Origin of the sequence: Granulicella aggregans, assembly GCF_025685565.1 — a bacterium.
Classification (GTDB): Bacteria; Acidobacteriota; Terriglobia; order Terriglobales; family Acidobacteriaceae; genus Edaphobacter; species Edaphobacter aggregans_B.
The window spans coordinates 17260-35493 of sequence record NZ_JAGSYE010000004.1 but is presented as its reverse complement, the minus strand read 5'-3'; the positions used below and the strand labels follow the sequence as shown (position 1 = coordinate 35493).

Below are 18234 nucleotides of genomic sequence, written 5' to 3'. Positions count from 1 at the left end.
AGATTCTCAGCCGCCCATGTTTCTGAGTCCACCTTACTTCGAAGGCGGTGTAGCCGGCTTATCCGGAGCAGGCGGAGTCGCAGGCTTGTCCGCCGGTGGAGCGGTCGCTGGCGCGCTAGCTGGCGGAGGCGTTGCCGGGGCACCAGCAGGTGCCGCAGCAGGCGCATCCGCAGGCTTGGCCGGTGCTTTCGGAGCAGCGGGCGGTGCAGGAGGCGTCGGCGGCACAGGAGGAGTATCCGAGAAGCTGATCAGCTCCACATCAAAGATCAGATTCGCCTTCGCTGGCATCCGCGGCGGATTTCCCAACGGCCCATAAGCAAGCTGATACGGCACGAACAACCGGCGCTTTCCACCGACGTGCATTCCCTCAAATCCCGTGTCCCATCCGATAATCACGCGATGCGCGCCATACGGGAACGTAAACGGCTCCTTGCGGTCCAGCGAAGAATCGAACTTGGTTCCATCGGGAAAGTATCCCGTGTAGTTCACCGTGTAGTACTTCCGCGGCTCAGCCAGTGGCCCGGTGCCAATCTTCGTGTCGATGTACTTCAGCGAGTACATCGTATGCGGCACGCCAACCACCTTCGGCGGCCCCGCAGCTGCCGTTTTAGCAGTCGCCGTCGTAGCGGCATGGTGAGTGACAGGCTTCGCGGCAGTTGCCGGAGCGGGTGTCTGAGCGAGGGCGGCGGAGGAGAGCGCGAACACTGCGAGAGCAAGCTTCATAGATGCCTCTATCCTACCGTCTCCAGCCGCTACTTTGTGTGAACTGTGTCGGCGTCAGGTCCGGGTTCCGGGTGCCCCATCCATCGCAGCTTCACCGCGATGGGTGGGATTCCCCTTCTACGTCGGCGTCCGCAGCAGCAAATACGCCCCAGCGATCCCGAACAAGACATCCGGCGACCACGCCGCCAGCACCGGCGGCAGCGTATTCACATTACCCATCGCCTCAAACAGTCCCGCCACCACCCAGTATGAGATCGCCAGCCCAATCGCCGTCGAGATCCCCACCAGCGACCCGCGCTTGCCCATCGACAGCGCAAACGGCACCGCCAGGATCGCCATCACCAGCGTCACCACGGGGTAGGCGATCTTCTTCATCAACTGCACCCGCAACCGCATCGTGTCGAAGCCGCTCTGCTTCAGGTCGCCGATATAGTCGGACAGCTCCGCAAACGACATCTCCTGCGACTGCAGATCTTCCTTCTTGAAGTACGAAGGCTGCTCCTTGATCTCAGGAAACTCGGCCACCGCGAACGGCTCATACGTCCCCACCGTCTCGCCCGCAAACGTCCTCTGCCATCCCTGGTCGAAGATCCAGTTATGCCCGTCCCACCGCACCGACGAGGCAAAGATCCGCCGCCGCAGCACAAACGTATCCGGCTCCAGCTCAAACACCGTCAGGTTCGCAAAGACATCCTTGTTGCTGTCGAAGAACTGATAGTAAAAGATCCTCGCCGGCTCGCCAGCCGCTGCCGGCTGCACGATCCTTCCAGATTTCCCCGTCGTTGTAACAGCCGGAACCGCAGTAGATCCCGTCTGTCCCGAGATCCACTTCCGGTCTGGCCGCAGGAACGTCTGCGCCGGCTTGTTCTTGATCACCGCCCGCAGCGCTTCCTGCCGCCGGTTCGCCCCCGGCAAGTAGTACTCGTCGAAGGCGAACAGCGAAGCCGCCAGAACCGCCGCGATCACCAACACCGGAGCAACCACGCGATACAGACTGATCCCCGTAGCCTTCATCGCCGTCAGCTCCGACGAGCGATTCAAGGCACCAAACGTCACCAGCACCGCGACGAGAGCGCAAAGCGGCGTCACCGCCGAGATGATGTACGGAATCAGATTCACCAGATACTCGCCCACCGTCACCAGCGCGGTCCGGTTGCGGATGATGTCGCCGATCAGCTCAAAGAAGGTGAATACAATGAACAGCACCGCGAAGCTCGACAGAACGAAGAAGAAGTTCGTCACGAACTCCCGCATCACGTAGTCGTCCAGCAAAAGCGGAAACCGTATATGCAACGTGGCGCGGAAGATCGCAAGCCTCTGCGCCATGGTGACCCGCTCCGCAGCCCCCGGCCCGTCCTCATCGCGGCTCATCATCCGCTCCAGCATCCGTCCCAGCCACTGCCCCACGGACGCAAAGATGTTCAGCGCAATGCCGCCACGCGACAGCTGCTGCAGCAGCAGCACGCCCGCAACCAGAAAAATCAAATTCGCCGACCACACCCCCACAAACGGCGACACCTTCCCCGACTTCGCGAATGCCACACCCACGAGCGAAGTGAGGTAGTACACAAACACCAGCGCAATCGCCAGCACGATCCCTGTGCTCCGGCCGCTGCGCTTCGAGGACAACCCCAGCGGCACACCCACCAGCATCAACACGATGCAGGCAAACGGGTAAGAGAACCGCGAGTTCAGCTCGATCAGAAACGGCCTCGAAGAAAAATCCTTCGCATCCTTCGGCGCGACCCGGCTCAGCTGGTAGACCTCCGCCAGGCTCAGTGCATGGATCGGCGTATCCGAACGGCTCACCCTTGTGCCGTTCTGTACCCCAGTCTGCAGCGGTATATCCGTCGTCGTAAACGTCGAGATGTCGTACTGCCCAGGATTGCTCGCGGAGACCTGGTGCTGCGTCCCATCCAGCAGATGCAGCCGGATTGTTGCGCCGTCCGCCCCACCCGGAAGCGCGTTTGCAGATCCAGGATCGTTCACCACCACGGCCTTGTCCGCCGTCGTAATATGAGGCGACTCCGGATCGCTCAAGTCCGCGAGAAACACATGCTTCCAGATCGAAGCCCCGCCCAGCGCAGGCTTCACTTCCTGCACGTACAACACGTAGTTCTTCAGGTCCTCGTAGAAGACCCGAGGCTGTACCTCGAACGAAGCCTGGCTCGACTTCAGCGAACTCTCCAGCCCTAACAGCGCCGCCGCCGATCTCGGTGCCAGCCAGATCGAGTTCACCAGCCCCGCGGCCATGCCCGCAATGGCGAGTATCGAAACGATCCGCACGAACCCCAGCACGCCCATCCCGCTCGCGCGCATCGCCGTAATCTCGCTATCGGCCGCCAGCCGGCTCAGACCCAGCAGAATCCCCACCAGGATCGCCATCGGGATCGTCACCGTCAGCGTATTCGGCAGCATGTACAGGATGATCCGGCACACATCGCCCAGGCTCGCCGAGTTCCGCACCGCCAGCCCCAGAATGTCCGAGAGATGCTGCATGAACAGCACAAACGTGAACAGCACCCCGCCCAGCACCGCATGGGACGAAACTTCGCGAAGGATATACCGGGTCAGCAGGCGCATCAGATGGTCTGATTCAGTGTAGCGCGGCCCGATTCCGCATCTCCCCAACCCGCCAATTCGCGCCCTACTGCCCCGTCATCTCGACCGGAGCGTAGCGAAGTGGAGAGACCCCCGCATTGGCCTTTGTTTCTCAGCCATCTACAGCTACAATCGGCGCATGTTCGCCTCCATCACTTCCGCCGAAAACACTCCGCAGCGCTGGAGATCCCGAGCGAACCCGCCCCGCTTCCGCACAACGATCAATCTACTGATGACCGTTATCGTGTCTTTAGGTTTGTTCCGCAGAACAATCAACAACCCAAATAATGTGCTGATAATCTCCTCGGCGATCCTAGTCCTCCTAGAAATTCCGATGATCAGCTATACCGTTTTTCGAATGTCTTCCAACGTCAAGCTGAGAGAGAGTTGGATAGGTCGCCAAACCGTACCGCCGTGGATCGACAAGATTACGCTGCTACTGATCGCTCTAAGTTTCATCTGCTTTTTGGGAGATTGGGTCGGCCTGCCGGGCAAGCAGTGGAACCTATGGTCCGATGCCGCGTTTCCGTTTTTCTGGCTATTCATAGCCTTCGGCGACACCAATTTCACCCGCGAGTCGCCCGATGAGCAAGACCTGGCCGAGACTCAAAGAAGATGGGCCTTCGCTTATAAGCTGGGCTGGCGGACTGGGTCATTCTTCTCGATCCCAGCCCGCAACATCCCGTCTATTTAGACCGCACCGCGATCACTTCAATCTCCAACAGCGCCCACGGAGCCGCCAAAGCCGCAACCTGCATCGCCGAACGCGCCGGCTTGTTCGGCTGTTCCTTCGTCCCAAAGAACTTCGTGTACGAGGCCATCATCCCAGCGAAGTCCAGCTTGTTGCCCTTGGCCGGATCGCCAGCCATGAACACGGTCATCTTCACGACATCCTTCATGTCCAAACCCTGCTCCTTCAGCAGCGCCTGAATCTTCATCAGCTCCGACATCGCCTGCTGCTCGGTATCGCCATAGACCGCCGGAGTTCCCTTGGCCGCATCCGCCGGAGTGACCGGGTCAGCCAGTTGTCCGCTCAGATAAAGCGTGTCTCCCGCCCACACACCGCTTGCAATCGCCGCTTTGGGGTTCGGCTGTAGATGCTTCACTTCGACGCCCTGTGCCTGCGACGCATACGAAACGCCAACCATCGCCACCGCAATCGCGGCGGACCGCAACTTATGAATGAACATGAACTTTCCTCCGAGTGATACTGCCTAAGATAACGCACCCACCCCAAAATCCCGTCATCCTCATCTGAGAAGCGTCATCTCGACCGGAGCGCAGCGCAGTGGAGAGACCCCGCATTGGCTGTTGCAATTGCTTATACTGCCGCTGCCGGGTTCCGGGTGCCGGGTGCCCCATATCTGGCAGCCTCATCGCCAGATGTGGGTTCGCGGAACAAATCTAAAGCTGCCCCCGCACTAGCTCCCACGTCTTCGAGATCCCCGCCTCAAGCCCCGTCTTATGCCGCCACCCCAGCCCATGCAGCCGAGCCACATCCATCAGCTTCCGCGGCGTCCCATCCGGCTTCGTCGCATCGAAGACTAACTCCCCGGTAAAACCCAGCACCCGAGCCACCGTCTCCGCCAGCTCACGGATCGTCACATCCTCACCCGTTCCAATGTTAATCAGCGGCGGAGCATCCTCGACGAGCAGCGTCCCAAACTTCTCTTCGTCCAGATTCATCAGAAACAGACAAGCCTCGGCCACGTCGTCCGAGTACAACAACTCCCGCCGAGGCGTCCCACTCCCCCAAACCGTCACAGTCGCAGCGCCCGACTTCACCGCATCCGCAGTCTTGCGCATCAGCGCGGGCAGAACATGCGATGTATTCAGGTCGAAGTTGTCCCCCGGCCCATAGAGATTCGTCGGCATAGCCGCAAGATATCGCGTCCCATACTGCCGGTTGTAAGCCCAGCACATCTCGATGCCCGCGATCTTCGCCAACGCATACGCTCGGTTCGTCGGCTCAAGAGGCCCCGTCAACAAACACGATTCAGGCATCGGCTGCGGCGCAAGCTTGGGATAGATACACGACGACCCCAGGAACAACAGCCGCTTCACCCTGGCCTGACGGCTCGCTTCGATGATGTTGGTCTCCATCACCAGGTTCTCGCGGATGAACTCCGCCGGATAGGTATCGTTCGCCAGAATCCCGCCCACCTTCGCCGCAGCAAGAAACACAAACTCCGGCCGCTCCTCCGCGAAGAACTCCGCCACCGCCCGCTGGTCCGTTAGATCCAACTCGGCCCGCGTCCGCAGCAGCAGGTTCGAATACCCCGCCGCCTCCAGCCCACGTACAATCGCCGACCCCACCAGCCCGCGATGCCCTGCCACAAAGATCCTACTGCCCTTGTCCATACCCCACCCAAAACATCGCGCTACACCCTATCCCCTACACCCTGCCTTTAGTTCTCCCGCACGTTATACGCAGCGAACCCATGCTTCCGCACCAGCGCATCACGCTCGGCAGACTTAAGATCCGCCTCCACCATCTCCCGAACCAGGTCATCGAAGCTCGTCCTGGGCGTCCATCCAAGCTCCCGGCAGGCCTTCCCCGCATCGCCCAGCAGTGTCTCCACTTCGGAAGGCCGGAAGTACCGTGGATCGACTCCAACGATGACGTTGCCATCTTTGTCGAGGGCCTTCTCGTCCACGCCTGAACCCTGCCATGCCAGTCCGAGCTCCAGCAACTCCGCGCAGCGCTTCACAAAATCTCGCACGCTGTACTGCTGGCCGGTAGCGATCACGAAGTCCTGCGGCTTCTCCTGCTGCAGCATCAGCCATTGCATCTCGATGTAATCGCGCGCATGTCCCCAGTCGCGCAGCGCATCCAGATTTCCCAGGTACAGCTCCTTCTGCAGACCCACCTTGATCCGCGCCAGCCCTCGCGTAATCTTCCGCGTCACAAACGTCTCTCCGCGCAGCGGCGACTCATGGTTGAATAGTATCCCGTTGCACGCGTACATCCCGTACGCCTCGCGGTAGTTCACCACGATCCAATACCCATACATCTTCGCCACCGCATAAGGCGATCGTGGATAGAACGGAGTCTTCTCGCTCTGCGGAGTCTCCTGCACCAACCCGTAGAGCTCCGACGTGCTCGCTTGGTAGAACTTCGTCTTCTTCTCCAGACCAAGTATCCGAATCGCCTCCAAAAGCCGCAGGACCCCCAGCCCATCGGCATTCGCCGTATACTCCGGCTGCTCGAACGACACCTGCACATGCGACTGCGCGGCAAGATTGTAGATCTCGTCCGGCTGTACCTTCTGGACGATATGAATCAGCGACGTCGAATCCGTCATGTCGCCGTAATGCAGGATGAAGTGCGGATGCGGCTGATGCGGGTCCTCGTAGATATGGTCGATCCGCGCCGTATTGAACAGCGACGACCGCCTCTTGATCCCATGTACCTCGTACCCCTTTGCCAGCAGAAACTCCGCCAGGTACGCTCCATCCTGTCCCGTAACTCCCGTAATCAATGCCTTCTTCAATCTATGCCTCAATCAAAAGCGAGGGTTTCCGCGCGAATGGAAATTATCTCATCCGCGCGGATGCCAACGACTCTCGAATACAGGCAGACTAATTTTCTGAAGGAAAAATTCCGTTGAGACAGATCGAGTACTGCATCCCCTTTGGCGCAAACGCACGCAGATCCGGCAACGCATAGTTCGACGTTCCGTTGCCACCAAAGTTGATTCCGATCAGCGAGAACAGCGCCGTGTTGTTTTGAATGGGGATCAATCGACCGTCGGCCGGTAAGGCATTGCCCGACCCGTAGCCATTTACCGAAAGAAAGACATCTCCAATGACGCAGCTACCCGGAAACTGAAAAGTGTCAGAGCCCAGATAGGCGACACCATTCGTCGTGCTCAACTGCCCCGAGATCGCCGTAAGATTCGCAGGCACGCTACCCGTCGGTCCCGCAGGGCCCACCGGACCTTGCGGACCAGTGGGTCCGGCCGGCCCTGGAGGTCCTGCAGGGCCAGTTGCTCCCGTGGTGATGGGAAACGTCTGTCCCGCAGCAAAATGGATGGTCCCATTGCCATTGAAGTAAAGCCCGCTCTCACTCGGCGCCGCCCCTATCCCGCTGTAGTAAAGGAAGTTGAGCGTCGCCCCTGCGGAGGCGGTGTTGTTCGCTACCGGCTCGGTCTGAAGCTGGAAATAAGGAAGTACATTCTGGCTCACCGAGGTGTTATAAACCGACGACTGCATCAGGATCGGGAAGGACTTTGTGCCCGCCGAAGTCGTCGCATCGCCTGAGCGCGAGACTCCCATCGAACCGCGAAAGGTCGACGTCCCGCCGATGTCCAGCGTGGCGTTCGGGAAGCGTCCGATCCCGATCCCGGTCGCTGTCTGGTAGACGATCGAGTTCCCGAGCGTCGACGTTCCCGTCCACACCGGCATCAGGCCAGCCGTGCCTCCGGTGGTCGTCACCGGGACAGCAGTCGTCACTGCAGGGGTGGCCGCCGCAACATTTTGAGTGGTGGCCGGCCGCTCTGAAAAAGCGGGCTTCTGTTGCGAACGTGCAGTCATACAAACCATCAGGAAAATACCCACTCCAAGACCTGAACTTGCTCTCAAAAACTGCTTCATACGTCCCCCTCTTGTAAAGTCCCCATCAACAGTGAGTCCACGTTACCCCACGCTTCAAAAAAACTTCGCTATAAAAGACGGAATGCCTTCAGTCGACGACACATTCGGTACGTTACGCGGCACGGTTACCCGGTAGATTGCTCAACCGGTCGCACGCAGTACAATAGAGAGGTCCCTTGGAAGTGCGAAAGTGGCGAAATTGGCAGACGCACCAGACTTAGGATCTGGCGGAGCAATCCGTGGGGGTTCAAGTCCCCCCTTTCGCACCAAAACTCTGATCTACCCAACACCGGTCTGACCCGACCCGCGAGACAATCTTTTGAGCGACCCGAAGAACCCCGACCAGCCCGAGCTGAAGCTCTCCACCACCTCGGACTACCGCAACTCCTACGCCAACAGCGTCCAGGTGCGCATGAGCGTCTGGGACTTCTTCCTCGTCTTCGGCACCATGCACCAGGAATCGCAGGCACAGGTCGCGATCGAAAACTTCCAGGGCATCTACCTCAGCCCGCAGCAGGCCAAGGCCCTCTGGAACGTCCTCGGCCACAATCTCGCCCAGTACGAGCAGACCTTCGGCAACCTCGCCCTTGAGCCCAAGTCCGAAGACTCCGGCGAACCCCGCTTTGTCGTTCCAATCCCTCAGCGCGGCGGCCCGGTCAACTAGGCTGGACAACAACTACCTAGACTTGTCATCCTTCGACGAAGTCGGAGGATATGTTTTCTCCGCCACGGGAACAGACCGACATTGTGAGCGAACGCTGGCGTAGCTGCAAGGTCCGCAGTCGAAGGACCCCGAGGGTAATCCATCACCTCAACCGCCCGCACCTTTCTGCCAACAAACTCCATGCCGACCTTCACCCCGCAGCCATCCCCCGTAAACAAACCAACATATGTCTGCGTCCTCTTTCCCGTCTTCTTCCTCGCCGTCTTAGCCTCGCACTACACCCTCCTCCATCTCCCTTACTTCTGGGACGAAGGTGGCTACTACGTCCCCGCCGCTCTCGACTTCTTCCGCACCGGCACGCTAATCCCTCAATCGACCGTCACCAACGCCCACCCTCCGCTGCCGATGATCGTCATGGCCGGATGGTGGAAGATCTTCGGCTTCCACATCCTCGCCACGCGCGTCCTGGTCTGCCTCTTCGCCGCCGCCGCTCTGCTGGCCGTCTTCCGCCTCACCCGCACGCTGCTCGGCGAAAGAGCCGCGTGGGCGACCACCCTCCTCACGGCCATCTATCCCGTCTGGTTCGCCCAGAGCACCCTCGCCCACGCCGACATCTTCGCCGCCGCCTTCACTCTCTGGGCCATTGCTCTCTACCTTGAACCAAACGAAGATCGTCCGCACCTGAAGATCGCCATCCTCTTCTCCCTGGCCGCTCTCTCCAAAGAGACCGCCATCATCACCCCGCTGGCCCTTGCGGCGTATGAGCTCTGGCTGTCCCTCCGCGCAGGACGCAATCGAGCCCTTCCAAAGACCCCCGCGACAACGCATCTGAAATCCGTAGTCGCTCTCTCAACCCCCGTCCTCCCGCTCCTCGCCTGGTACGGCTACCACCGCTTCAAGACCGGCTTCATCTTCGGCAACCCCGAGTTCCTCCGCTACAACGCCACCGCCAACCTCAGCGCCTACCGCATCTTCCTCTGCCTCTACCACCGCATCGTCCATCTCACGCTGCACATGAACATGTTTGTCGCGGTAGCCTGCGCCATCGCCGCGATCCTCATGCCCGCCATCGCCACTCGCGCCCGCCTCTCGCGCCCCATCGTCGCCGCAATCTGCGTCATCCTTATCGCGAACGTCCTCGAGTTCTCGATCCTCGGCGGCGCGCTCCTCACCCGCTACCTCCTCCCGATGTACCCACTGGTCATCTTGATCTGCGTAGCCATCTGGCAGCGTCACATGCCGCGCCTGCAGTGGCTCTGGCTCGCCGCGCTCACCGCCGTCGCTTTCCTCGCGGGCATCTGGATCAACCCTCCCTACGCCTTCGCACCCGAGGACAACCTCACCTACCGCGACATGATCGTCGTCCATCAGCAGGCCATCGACTTCCTCCAGGCCCATTATCCCGAAGCGACCGTCCTCACCGCATGGCCCGCAGCCGCCGAGATCTCCCGCCCCGACCTCGGCTACACCACCCACCCGTACAAGTTCGTCGCTATAGAAAACTTCTCCCTCGCCCAGATCCAGCACGCCGCCTCTGACCCCGGAGCCTACGACACCGCCCTGCTCTTCTCCACCAAATGGGCACCACCCCGCGGAGCAATTAACCTTGCCGGTCGAAACTCCGCCAACGACGCCAAATACTTCGACTTCCACCTCGATCTGCTCCCCAATGAAGCCGCCGCCATCCTCCACGGCGAAGTCGTCTGGCAGACCTCGCGCGGCGGCGAGTGGGCCGCCATTCTTCACTTCCCCCGCATCGTCGACGCCCGCCTCATCCCACCCCGATAGGCAACCTCGCCACTCTCTCAACCCTTGTCATCCTTCGCGAAGCGGAGGATCTGCTTTTGCATTTGCATTTGCCTGTTCTTCTCCGGCCTTCCAAACTGCGTCATCCTTCCCGGGTGCCCCATCCATGCGGCTTCATCGCATGGGTGGGAAGTAAAACGTTCGTCCTTCGAGTGCCAACCCCAATCACACTCCTATAAACCTGTCGCGCTCTATACTTTGGATGTGCTGAACCTTCACCACCTCCGCGCCTCATTCCTCCTGCTCGCCTGCACCCTCTTCTCCGCCACCGCAGCCATAAGCCAGTCCCCCGACGCCGCCATGCCTGGCCGTCTTGTCCTCGTCCTTCCCTTCGAGAACCGTTCCGGCGACCCCAGCCTCAACTGGATCGCCGACTCCTTCCCCGATACCCTCGATCGCCGCCTCAACTCCTCCGGCTTCCTCACCATCACCCGCGACGATCGCCAGTTCGCCCTCGACCACCTCGGCCTTCCCATCGACTTCCGGCCCACCCGCGCCACCACCATCCGCATCGCCCAGACCCTCGACGCCGACTACGTCATCGTCGGCAACTACACCGTCGCCAACGGCCGCATCTCCGTCCAGGCCCGCGTCCTTGAGGTCAAGCAACTCCACCTCTCCAACCCCCTCGAAGACTCGAGCGAGCTGCCCAAGCTCTTCGACTGCGAAAACGCCATCGCCTGGAAGGTCGCCCGCCAGATCGACCCGAAGTTCCCCGTCGCCCTGCAGACCTTCCTCTCCGCTCCCGGCGGTGCCAAGCTCAGCGCCTTCGAAAACTTCATTCGCGGCATCGAGTCCACCAGCTCCGTAGACCGCATCAAGCGCCTCCAGGCCGCCGTCAACGAAGCCCCCGACTTCGCCGCCGCGCTCCTCGCCCTTGGCAAGGCCCAGTACCAAGCCCGCCAGTACGACCAGGCTGCTGCCACCCTCGTCAAAGTCCCCGCCAACGACCGCGTCACCCTCGAAGCCAACTTCTTCCTCGGACTGGCCCGCTTCAACAGCGCCCACTACGCCGACGCCCAGAAGGCCTTCGAGCTCGTCGCAGCGCGTCTCCCACTCCCTGAAGTCCTGAACAACGAGGCCGTCGCCCAGAGCCGCCAGGGTAAAGACGCCGTCGCCCTCTTCCGCCAGGTCACCACCGCCGACCCCAACGATCCCGACTACCACTTCAACCTCGGCCTGGCCATCCTTCGTCAGGGTGACCCCATCCACGCCCAGCCCGAGATCGACACCGCCCTCAAGCTCCGCCCCGCCGACACCGAGGCCACCGAACTCAAATCCCGAATCGCCTCCAACCTCCACCTCACCGGGACCCCACTCACCAACGCCATAAACGCCGGCGGCTTCGAGCCCCTCGAACGCATCCGTCGCACGTTCTCCGAGGCGTCCTTCCGCCAGGCCGCCTTCCAGCTCGATCAGGTCCGAGCGATGCGCCTCGCCACCCTCCCGCCCGCTGAACAGGCCACCCAATACACCCAACTCGGCAACGATTATCTCGCCCAAGGCCTCGTCCCCGAAGCCGAACGCGAGTTCCAGGCCGCGCTCGCCGCCGACCCAAGATCCTTCGCCGCCCGAGCCGGAATCGCCCAGGTCCGCGAACGCAGCGGCGCAGACGAAGACGCCCGCACCGAATCGCAGCTATCCATCAAACTCGCACCCAACGCCACAGCCTACATAGTCCTCGCACGCCTCGACCTCAAGCAGGACAACCTGGCCGCCGCTGCCAACGACGTCGCCGATGCCCTCAAACTCGACCCCAAGAACGGCCCAGCCATCGGCATGAAGCAGCAACTCATCTCCCGAGGCCAATCCATCCCATGACCTCCATTCGGCCTGACCGCAAATTCGTTATCGCCCGTGTACACCCGTCATCTCGACCGGAGCGGAGCGCAGTGGAGAGACCCCCGCATTTGTCTTGCTCTCATACCGCGAATGCCGGATGTCCCATCTTCGCGACGGCTTTATCGTCGCCAAGGTGGCTATTCGCGCAAAGCGCGAATGGCACTCCCAAAGACCGCCCCAACACTCCGGGTGCCCCATCCATTCGGCTTCATCGAATGGGTGGGATCCTCCTCCTTCTCCTAGCGCTCTTTCTGGCGCCCCATTCACAGGCCCAAACTACCGTCCTAAAACTCACCCTCCACGACACCATCCAACCCATCACCCAGGAGTACATCGCCCGAGGCCTCCGCGACGCCCAAACCTCCCACGCAAGCGCCGTTCTCCTCACCCTAGGCACCCCCGGGGGTCTGCTCTCCTCCACCCGAACTATCGTCACGGCGATTGAGTCCTCCCCTATCCCCGTCATCGTCTACATCTCCCCCACCGGCAGCCGGGCCGGCTCCGCGGGCTTCTTCCTCCTTGAATCCGCCGACATCGCCGCCATGGCCCCCGGTACCAACGCCGGAGCCGCCCACCCCGTAGTCGAAGGCACCACCCTTGACCCCGTCATGAAGGAGAAGCTCGAAAACGACACCGCCGCCTTCCTGCGCTCCTTCGTCTCCCGCCGTGGCCGCAACGTCACCGCCGCCGAGGACGCCGTCCGCAACTCCAAGTCCTACAGCGACTCCGAGGCCCTCGACCTCAAGCTCATCGACCTCATCTCCCCCGACGACGCCACTCTTCTCCGCCAGCTAGACGGCCGCACCATCAAGCGCTTCGACGGGACATCCGCCGTCCTCAGCCTGAAGAACGCAGTCATCCAAACCGACGCCCCCAGCACCCGCGAGCGCCTGCTCACCCGCCTCGCCAGCCCCGACCTCGCCGTCTTGCTCATGGTCGCCGGTGGCCTGCTCATCTATCTCGAATTCAACGTTCCCGGCACCATCATCCCCGGAGCTCTCGGCACGCTCTGCGTCCTGCTGGCAGGCTTCGGCCTGAACCTCCTGCCCGTCCGCCACACCGCCGTAGCCCTGCTCCTCGCCGCTCTCGTCATGATCGTGCTTGAGGCCAAGTTCGCCAGCCACGGCGTCCTCGCCGCCGCCGGAATCGCCTGCCTCGTCTTCGGCCTCGCCACCCTCGTCGACAGCCCGGTCCCGGAACTCCGAGTCCACCTCTCCACCGCCCTCGCCGCCGGCATCGGCTTTGGAGCCATCTCCTTCTTCCTCGCTGGCGTTGCCCTGAAAGCCCGCCGCAACAAGGTCCTAATCGGCCCCGAAGCCATGCTCCGCCAGATCGCCACCGTCATCACTCCCCTCGCTCCGACCGGCCAGGTAGAAGTCCGCGGCGAACTCTGGCAAGCCCGACTCGATTCGCCCACTGCGGCCCTCTCGGTAGGCTCTCACGCAAGGGTCCACGCCATCGAAGGTCTCACTCTACTCGTTATACCCACGGGTGAGCCAGAATAGGCACGTCCCACGCGGCGATTTCGCATTCGCTCTGCAACCATGCGGGAGTAAACTTGGTACGCACAGGCATGCATCTTGCGGCCCAAAGTGCACAGGTCACCCCAAAATGCCGTTACTGATCGTTGTCGCCGTCATCGTCCTCTACGCCCTCAACTCCATCAACATCCTCAAGGAGTACGAGCGCGGCGTCATCTTCCGTCTCGGCCGCGTGCGCGAAGCCGCCGCCGGCCCCGGCATCGTCTGGGTCTTCCGTCCGCTCGAGACCATCACCAAGGTCTCGCTCCGCCAAGAGGCCATGGAAGTCCCCTCGCAGGACGTCATCACCCGCGACAACGTCACCCTCAAGGTCAACGCCGTCATCACCCTCCGCGTCGTCGACCCCACCAAGGCCGTCATCGAAGTCGCCAACTACATCTACCAGACCTCGCAGTTCGCCCAGACCACCCTCCGCTCCGTCCTCGGCGAAGTCGACCTCGACGGCCTCCTCGCCCACCGCGAGCAACTCAACATGCGCATCCAGAGCATCATCGACGGCCACACCGCACCCTTCGGCGTAAAAGTCGTCTCCGTCGAAGTGAAGCAGGTCGACATGCCCGAGTCCATGCTCCGCGCCATGGCCAAGCAGGCCGAAGCCGAACGCGAGCGCCGCGCCAAAGTCATCCACGCCGAAGGCGAGTTCAACGCCGCCGCCAAGCTCGTCGAAGCCGCCGAGCTCATGGCCACCCAGCCCATGACCCTCCAACTCCGCTACCTCCAGACCCTCACCGAGATCGGCGTCGAGAAGAACACCACCATCGTCTTCCCTTTACCGATGGAGCTGATGAACCTCCTCAACAAGACCTTCACCGCTCCCAAACCTGACTCGCCGACAACTCCGTCATCCTGAGCGAAGACTCTCGATACAGCTCACGTCACCTGAACCGCCCGAACCTTTCTGCCAACCGCTCAAGCAACCATTAACAGGACTGAGAAATGGCCATCCTTCACGACAGAGACCACGATGTATCCGACTACCGCGACCGCTCGCGCATCGACCAGGATGACCGCGAGATCTCCCTCGGAATCGGCACCATCCTCGGCATCTTCTTCGCGCTCGCGCTGCTCTGCGCCATCTTCTTTGGCTTCGGATACTCCATGGGCCGCAAGTCAGTTCAAACGGCCATCACCGCCGCCACGCCTCAGCCCTCCAGCTCCACGGGCGGGATCTTCAGCAGCTTCAAGCCAGCGGCGGGCAATCCCGGTTCGCCCGTCCACGCCGCGACCACACCAGCCTCCGAACCTCAAGACATCCCCAGCAACGCCGCCCACGACCCCGACGGCGATATCGTAACCGCCCCGGTGACACCCTCTGAAGACACTTCGACCCCGGCAAAGACCGCCACGACCGCAGCCCATCCGGCCCCGCCAAAGGCACCCACAGATGCCGCCTCGCCGCCGCCCACAGCCATGCCGCCCGTGAGCCCCAACGGCACCACCATGGTCCAGATCGCCGCTGTCTCCCACCAGGAAGACGCGGACACCCTCATCGCCGCGCTCAAGAAAAAGGGCTACTCCGTCTTCATCCGCAACGAGCCCCAGGACCACCTGCTCCACGTTCAGGTTGGCCCCTTCGCCACCCGGAAAGATGCCGACACCATGCGCCAGCATCTCCTCGCCGACGGCTACAACGCCATCGTCAAATGAGACACGCACAAATCAGTACCAATTCACCAAGGCTCTGTGCCCCATTCATCGCAGTCTCACCGCGATGAATGGGTTTGCCACTGACCTGTCCCAAAATGCAACACGCGTCGCCTGGTCCCGTTTCCCTCCGATGATGTGATTGGAGAAGCTCTCGTGCAGGCAGCAGCCATCCCACCCAATGAAACCGAGCGACTTGCCACTCTGCGCGCGCTCGGAATTCTCGATACCGACGCCGAACCGGAGTTCGACGAACTCGTCACGCTCGCGGCCACGCTCTGCGGCACCCCGATCGGCCTCGTAAGCCTCGTCGACGCAGACCGCCAATGGTTCAAGGCCGCTATCGGCCTCCCTCGCGGCGAAAGCCGCCGCAGCCTCGCCTTCTGCGCTCACGCCATTCTGCAGGAGTCCGTCTTCACCGTCGAAGATGCCACCGCCGATCACCGCTTCGCTGACAACCCCATGGTTCTCAACCAGCCGAACATCCGTTTCTACGCCGGAATGCCGATATCAACCTCAAATGGTCATCCCCTGGGCACCCTCTGTGTCATCGACACCGTCTCCCGCCGCCTGAACCCCGAACAGAAGCAGGCGCTGGAGATCCTCGGCCGCCAGGTAAACGTCCGCCTTGAACTTCGAATGCAACGCAAATCGCTGCAACAGGTCCTGGCCGAGATCCACGAGGTGCGCGCCAAACTGAGCCAGACACAGCGTCAGCTCGAGGAAGCCAACCAGCGCCTGGAAGAACTCACCAAATCAGGCTCATAGACCTTACCGTCCAAGCCATCTCTTCGATCTGGCCCCCCCCCAAGAGGTTTCAGATTGCATGGCTAATGAGACAAAGGTTTCTCTGAGAAATAAAGAAAAGGCGCAATCCCATGGGGACTTGCGCCTTTCCTTCAAATGCTGAGCAGAGGGCTAAGGCCGTAATCCGACTACACCCTAAACCCTGTTCCCTACACCCTAATTTTAGACCTCTGCGTTCGGATCAGGCTGTTCGCCCTCTCCACGCTCTTCAAGCTGCTTCGCCAGCTCAGCGCGCTTCTTCTCGCGAGCCTCGGCACGCTTCTGCGCCTTCTCGTTCAGCTCATGCTCGGCTCCGAGCAGCTCGATGTAAGCCATCTCCGCCGCATCGCCCTTGCGAGGCCCGCTGCGCGTGATGCGCAGGTAGCCGCCATTGCGGCTCGCATAGCGCGGCGCAACGACATTAAACAAGCGGTCAACCGACTCGGGCGTCATCATGTAAGCCAGAGCTTGGCGGCGTGCGTGAACCGAACCGTTCTTACCCAGCGTGATCATCTTCTCGATGATTGGCCGAGTGGCCTTGCATTTGGTGATGGTGGTCTCAACGCGATCCATCAGAATGACAGACGTGACGAGGTTGCGCAGCATGGCGCGACGGTGGCTGGTATTGCGGCCGAGTTTAAATCCGGCATTACGATGACGCATTGTGATCTCCTTCGACTCCTGCTTTTGCAGGCGTCGGATACTACATAGTTCACTTCATGAAAATGGGTTCACGAGGCAGATGATCCGCCTCGTGAACCCAGTGCTGGTTAGAAATTCTCTGGTTCGCTGCCCTGAAGATCGTCGAGATCATCCTCGTCGTCCTCTTCATCGTCATCGTCGAAGTGACCGAAGCTCGCTGCAAGCGTCGCCGCCGGAAGAACCGAGGTCGGGCCAGGCTGCGGGTTGCCGTTCTCGTCGATCTTCATGCCGAGCGACAGACCCATCTGAGCAAGAATCTCCTTGATCTCGTTGAGCGACTTCCGGCCGAAGTTCTTCGTCTTCAGCATCTCGGCTTCGGTCTTCTGGATCAGCTCGCCGATGGTCGCAATGTTCGCGTTCTTCAGGCAGTTGTAGCTGCGGACCGAAAGCTCAAGCTCCTCAACCGAACGGTTCAGGTTCTCGTTCTTGATCGCCGGGCCGTCGTGCAGACCGTCGTGACCAGCCTCCATCTCTTCTTCGAAGTTGATGAAGATGGTCATGTGGTCCTTCAGCAGCTTCGCGGAAAGGCCAAGCGCGTCAGCAGGAAGCACAGTACCGTTCGTCCAGATCTCGATCGAGAGCTTGTCGTAGTCGGTGATCTGACCGAGACGCGCAGCTTCAACGAGGTAATTAACCTTGCGAACCGGCGAGTGGACCGAGTCAACGGGGATAAAGCCGAGACCGAGGTCGCCATCGAAGTTCTTATCGGCCGAGATGTAGCCACGGCCTCGCTTCAACCGCATCTCCATGTCGATCTTGCCGCCCTCGGAGATGGTGCACACGTACACGTTCGGGTCGAGGATCTCAACATCACCGTCAGCCTCGATCATCCCCGAGGTCACGACGCCAGCAGCGTCAGAACGCAGGTAGAGCGCCTTCGGGCCCTCGCCGTTCAGCTTGAACGGGATCTGCTTCAGATTCAGGATGATGTCGGTCGCATCTTCAACCACGCCGGTGATCGACTGGAACTCGTGCAGCACGCCTTCGATGCGAACGGCGGTTACAGCAGCGCCTTCGATGGAAGAAAGAAGGGTGCGGCGAAGCGCGTTGCCGATGGTCGTACCGAAACCACGCTCAAACGGCTGAGCGGAAAACTTGCCGTACTTGTCTGTGAGTGTTTCGGTGTCGACTGCAAGACGCTTGGGCTTTTGAAAACCTCTCCAAAGCATGTGTTTCTCCTTATCCGGCTCACTCGCGATGCATTCTGCGATTATGGCGGTGTACTACGGTTGCGGGTGAAATTGTGGGTGATGCACAGGCGAGCCGCCCTGTTCCAGCGACGACCCACCCTTGTTTGTCATTCCCGAAGGGAATCTGCGTTTCGCCTCT

At 61.1% G+C, this 18234-nt stretch carries 16 protein-coding genes and 1 tRNA gene; 9 read left to right on the top strand and 8 right to left on the bottom strand.

The window, feature by feature from the left end; all coding sequences use genetic code 11:
* Positions 1–33: 33 nt before the first annotated feature.
* Positions 34–723 carry an FKBP-type peptidyl-prolyl cis-trans isomerase gene (locus OHL18_RS19825; RefSeq protein WP_263376618.1) on the bottom strand — a complete coding sequence of 230 codons (690 nt, stop codon included), beginning with the start codon at positions 721–723 and terminating at the stop codon, positions 34–36.
* A 117-nt stretch (positions 724–840) separates the two neighbouring features.
* Entirely contained in the window at positions 841–3306 is a 2466-nt protein-coding gene (locus OHL18_RS19820) for an LptF/LptG family permease (RefSeq protein ID WP_263376617.1), read from the bottom strand.
* Between the two features lie 157 nt (positions 3307–3463).
* On the opposite strand from OHL18_RS19820, the gene OHL18_RS19815 reads away from it, so the two are divergent.
* Positions 3464–4018 carry a hypothetical protein gene (locus tag OHL18_RS19815; protein ID WP_263376616.1) on the top strand — a complete coding sequence of 185 codons (555 nt, stop codon included), beginning with the start codon at positions 3464–3466 and terminating at the stop codon, positions 4016–4018.
* On the opposite strand, the gene OHL18_RS19810 is transcribed toward OHL18_RS19815, so the two are convergent.
* The 4 genes from OHL18_RS19810 to OHL18_RS19795 form a co-directional block, all read right to left on the bottom strand.
* Complete coding sequence (locus OHL18_RS19810; RefSeq protein WP_263376615.1) at positions 4011–4514, bottom strand: Rid family hydrolase; 504 nt, start codon at positions 4512–4514, stop codon at positions 4011–4013. The genes OHL18_RS19815 and OHL18_RS19810 overlap by 8 nt on opposite strands.
* A 214-nt stretch (positions 4515–4728) precedes the next feature.
* Positions 4729–5661: a GDP-L-fucose synthase family protein gene (locus tag OHL18_RS19805; protein WP_449727822.1), complete on the bottom strand. Its 933-nt coding sequence runs from the start codon at positions 5659–5661 to the stop codon at positions 4729–4731.
* A 71-nt stretch (positions 5662–5732) separates the two neighbouring features.
* A complete protein-coding gene (gene gmd, locus OHL18_RS19800; RefSeq protein WP_263376613.1) occupies positions 5733–6818 on the bottom strand; it encodes a GDP-mannose 4,6-dehydratase in 1086 nt (361 codons plus the stop codon).
* Positions 6819–6906: 88 nt separating this feature from the next.
* Positions 6907–7860: a phage tail protein gene (locus tag OHL18_RS19795; RefSeq protein ID WP_263376612.1), complete on the bottom strand. Its 954-nt coding sequence runs from the start codon at positions 7858–7860 to the stop codon at positions 6907–6909.
* Positions 7861–8104: 244 nt separating this feature from the next.
* On the opposite strand from OHL18_RS19795, the gene OHL18_RS19790 reads away from it, so the two are divergent.
* The 8 genes from OHL18_RS19790 to OHL18_RS19755 all read left to right on the top strand — a co-directional run bounded on the left by OHL18_RS19790 (position 8105) and on the right by OHL18_RS19755 (position 16185).
* A tRNA-Leu gene (locus OHL18_RS19790) sits at positions 8105–8189 on the top strand.
* Between the two features lie 50 nt (positions 8190–8239).
* Positions 8240–8584 (top strand): DUF3467 domain-containing protein, encoded by a 345-nt coding sequence (locus tag OHL18_RS19785; RefSeq protein ID WP_263376611.1) that lies wholly within the window; start codon positions 8240–8242, stop codon positions 8582–8584.
* Positions 8585–8764: 180 nt separating this feature from the next.
* A complete protein-coding gene (locus OHL18_RS19780; protein WP_263376610.1) occupies positions 8765–10372 on the top strand; it encodes an ArnT family glycosyltransferase in 1608 nt (535 codons plus the stop codon).
* Positions 10373–10594: 222 nt separating this feature from the next.
* On the top strand, positions 10595–12211 hold the full coding sequence (locus tag OHL18_RS19775) for a tetratricopeptide repeat protein (RefSeq protein WP_263376769.1): 1617 nt from the start codon (positions 10595–10597) through the stop codon (positions 12209–12211).
* A 236-nt stretch (positions 12212–12447) separates the two neighbouring features.
* The gene (locus OHL18_RS19770) at positions 12448–13737 is read left to right on the top strand and encodes an NfeD family protein (protein ID WP_263376609.1); all 1290 of its coding nucleotides are present in this window, start codon (positions 12448–12450) and stop codon (positions 13735–13737) included.
* Positions 13738–13843: 106 nt separating this feature from the next.
* The gene (locus tag OHL18_RS19765) at positions 13844–14623 is read left to right on the top strand and encodes a slipin family protein (protein WP_263376608.1); all 780 of its coding nucleotides are present in this window, start codon (positions 13844–13846) and stop codon (positions 14621–14623) included.
* A gap of 86 nt (positions 14624–14709) precedes the next feature.
* Positions 14710–15420, top strand: coding sequence for an SPOR domain-containing protein (locus OHL18_RS19760; RefSeq protein ID WP_263376607.1), 711 nt, complete (start codon positions 14710–14712; stop codon positions 15418–15420).
* Between the two features lie 153 nt (positions 15421–15573).
* A complete protein-coding gene (locus OHL18_RS19755) occupies positions 15574–16185 on the top strand; it encodes a GAF domain-containing protein (RefSeq protein WP_263376606.1) in 612 nt (203 codons plus the stop codon).
* Positions 16186–16386: 201 nt separating this feature from the next.
* Here the strand turns inward: OHL18_RS19755 and rplQ are convergent, their stop codons facing one another.
* Positions 16387–16866 (bottom strand): 50S ribosomal protein L17, encoded by a 480-nt coding sequence (rplQ, locus tag OHL18_RS19750; RefSeq protein WP_263376605.1) that lies wholly within the window; start codon positions 16864–16866, stop codon positions 16387–16389.
* A gap of 107 nt (positions 16867–16973) precedes the next feature.
* Entirely contained in the window at positions 16974–18074 is a 1101-nt protein-coding gene (locus OHL18_RS19745; protein WP_263376604.1) for a DNA-directed RNA polymerase subunit alpha, read from the bottom strand.
* Positions 18075–18234: the final 160 nt, after the last annotated feature.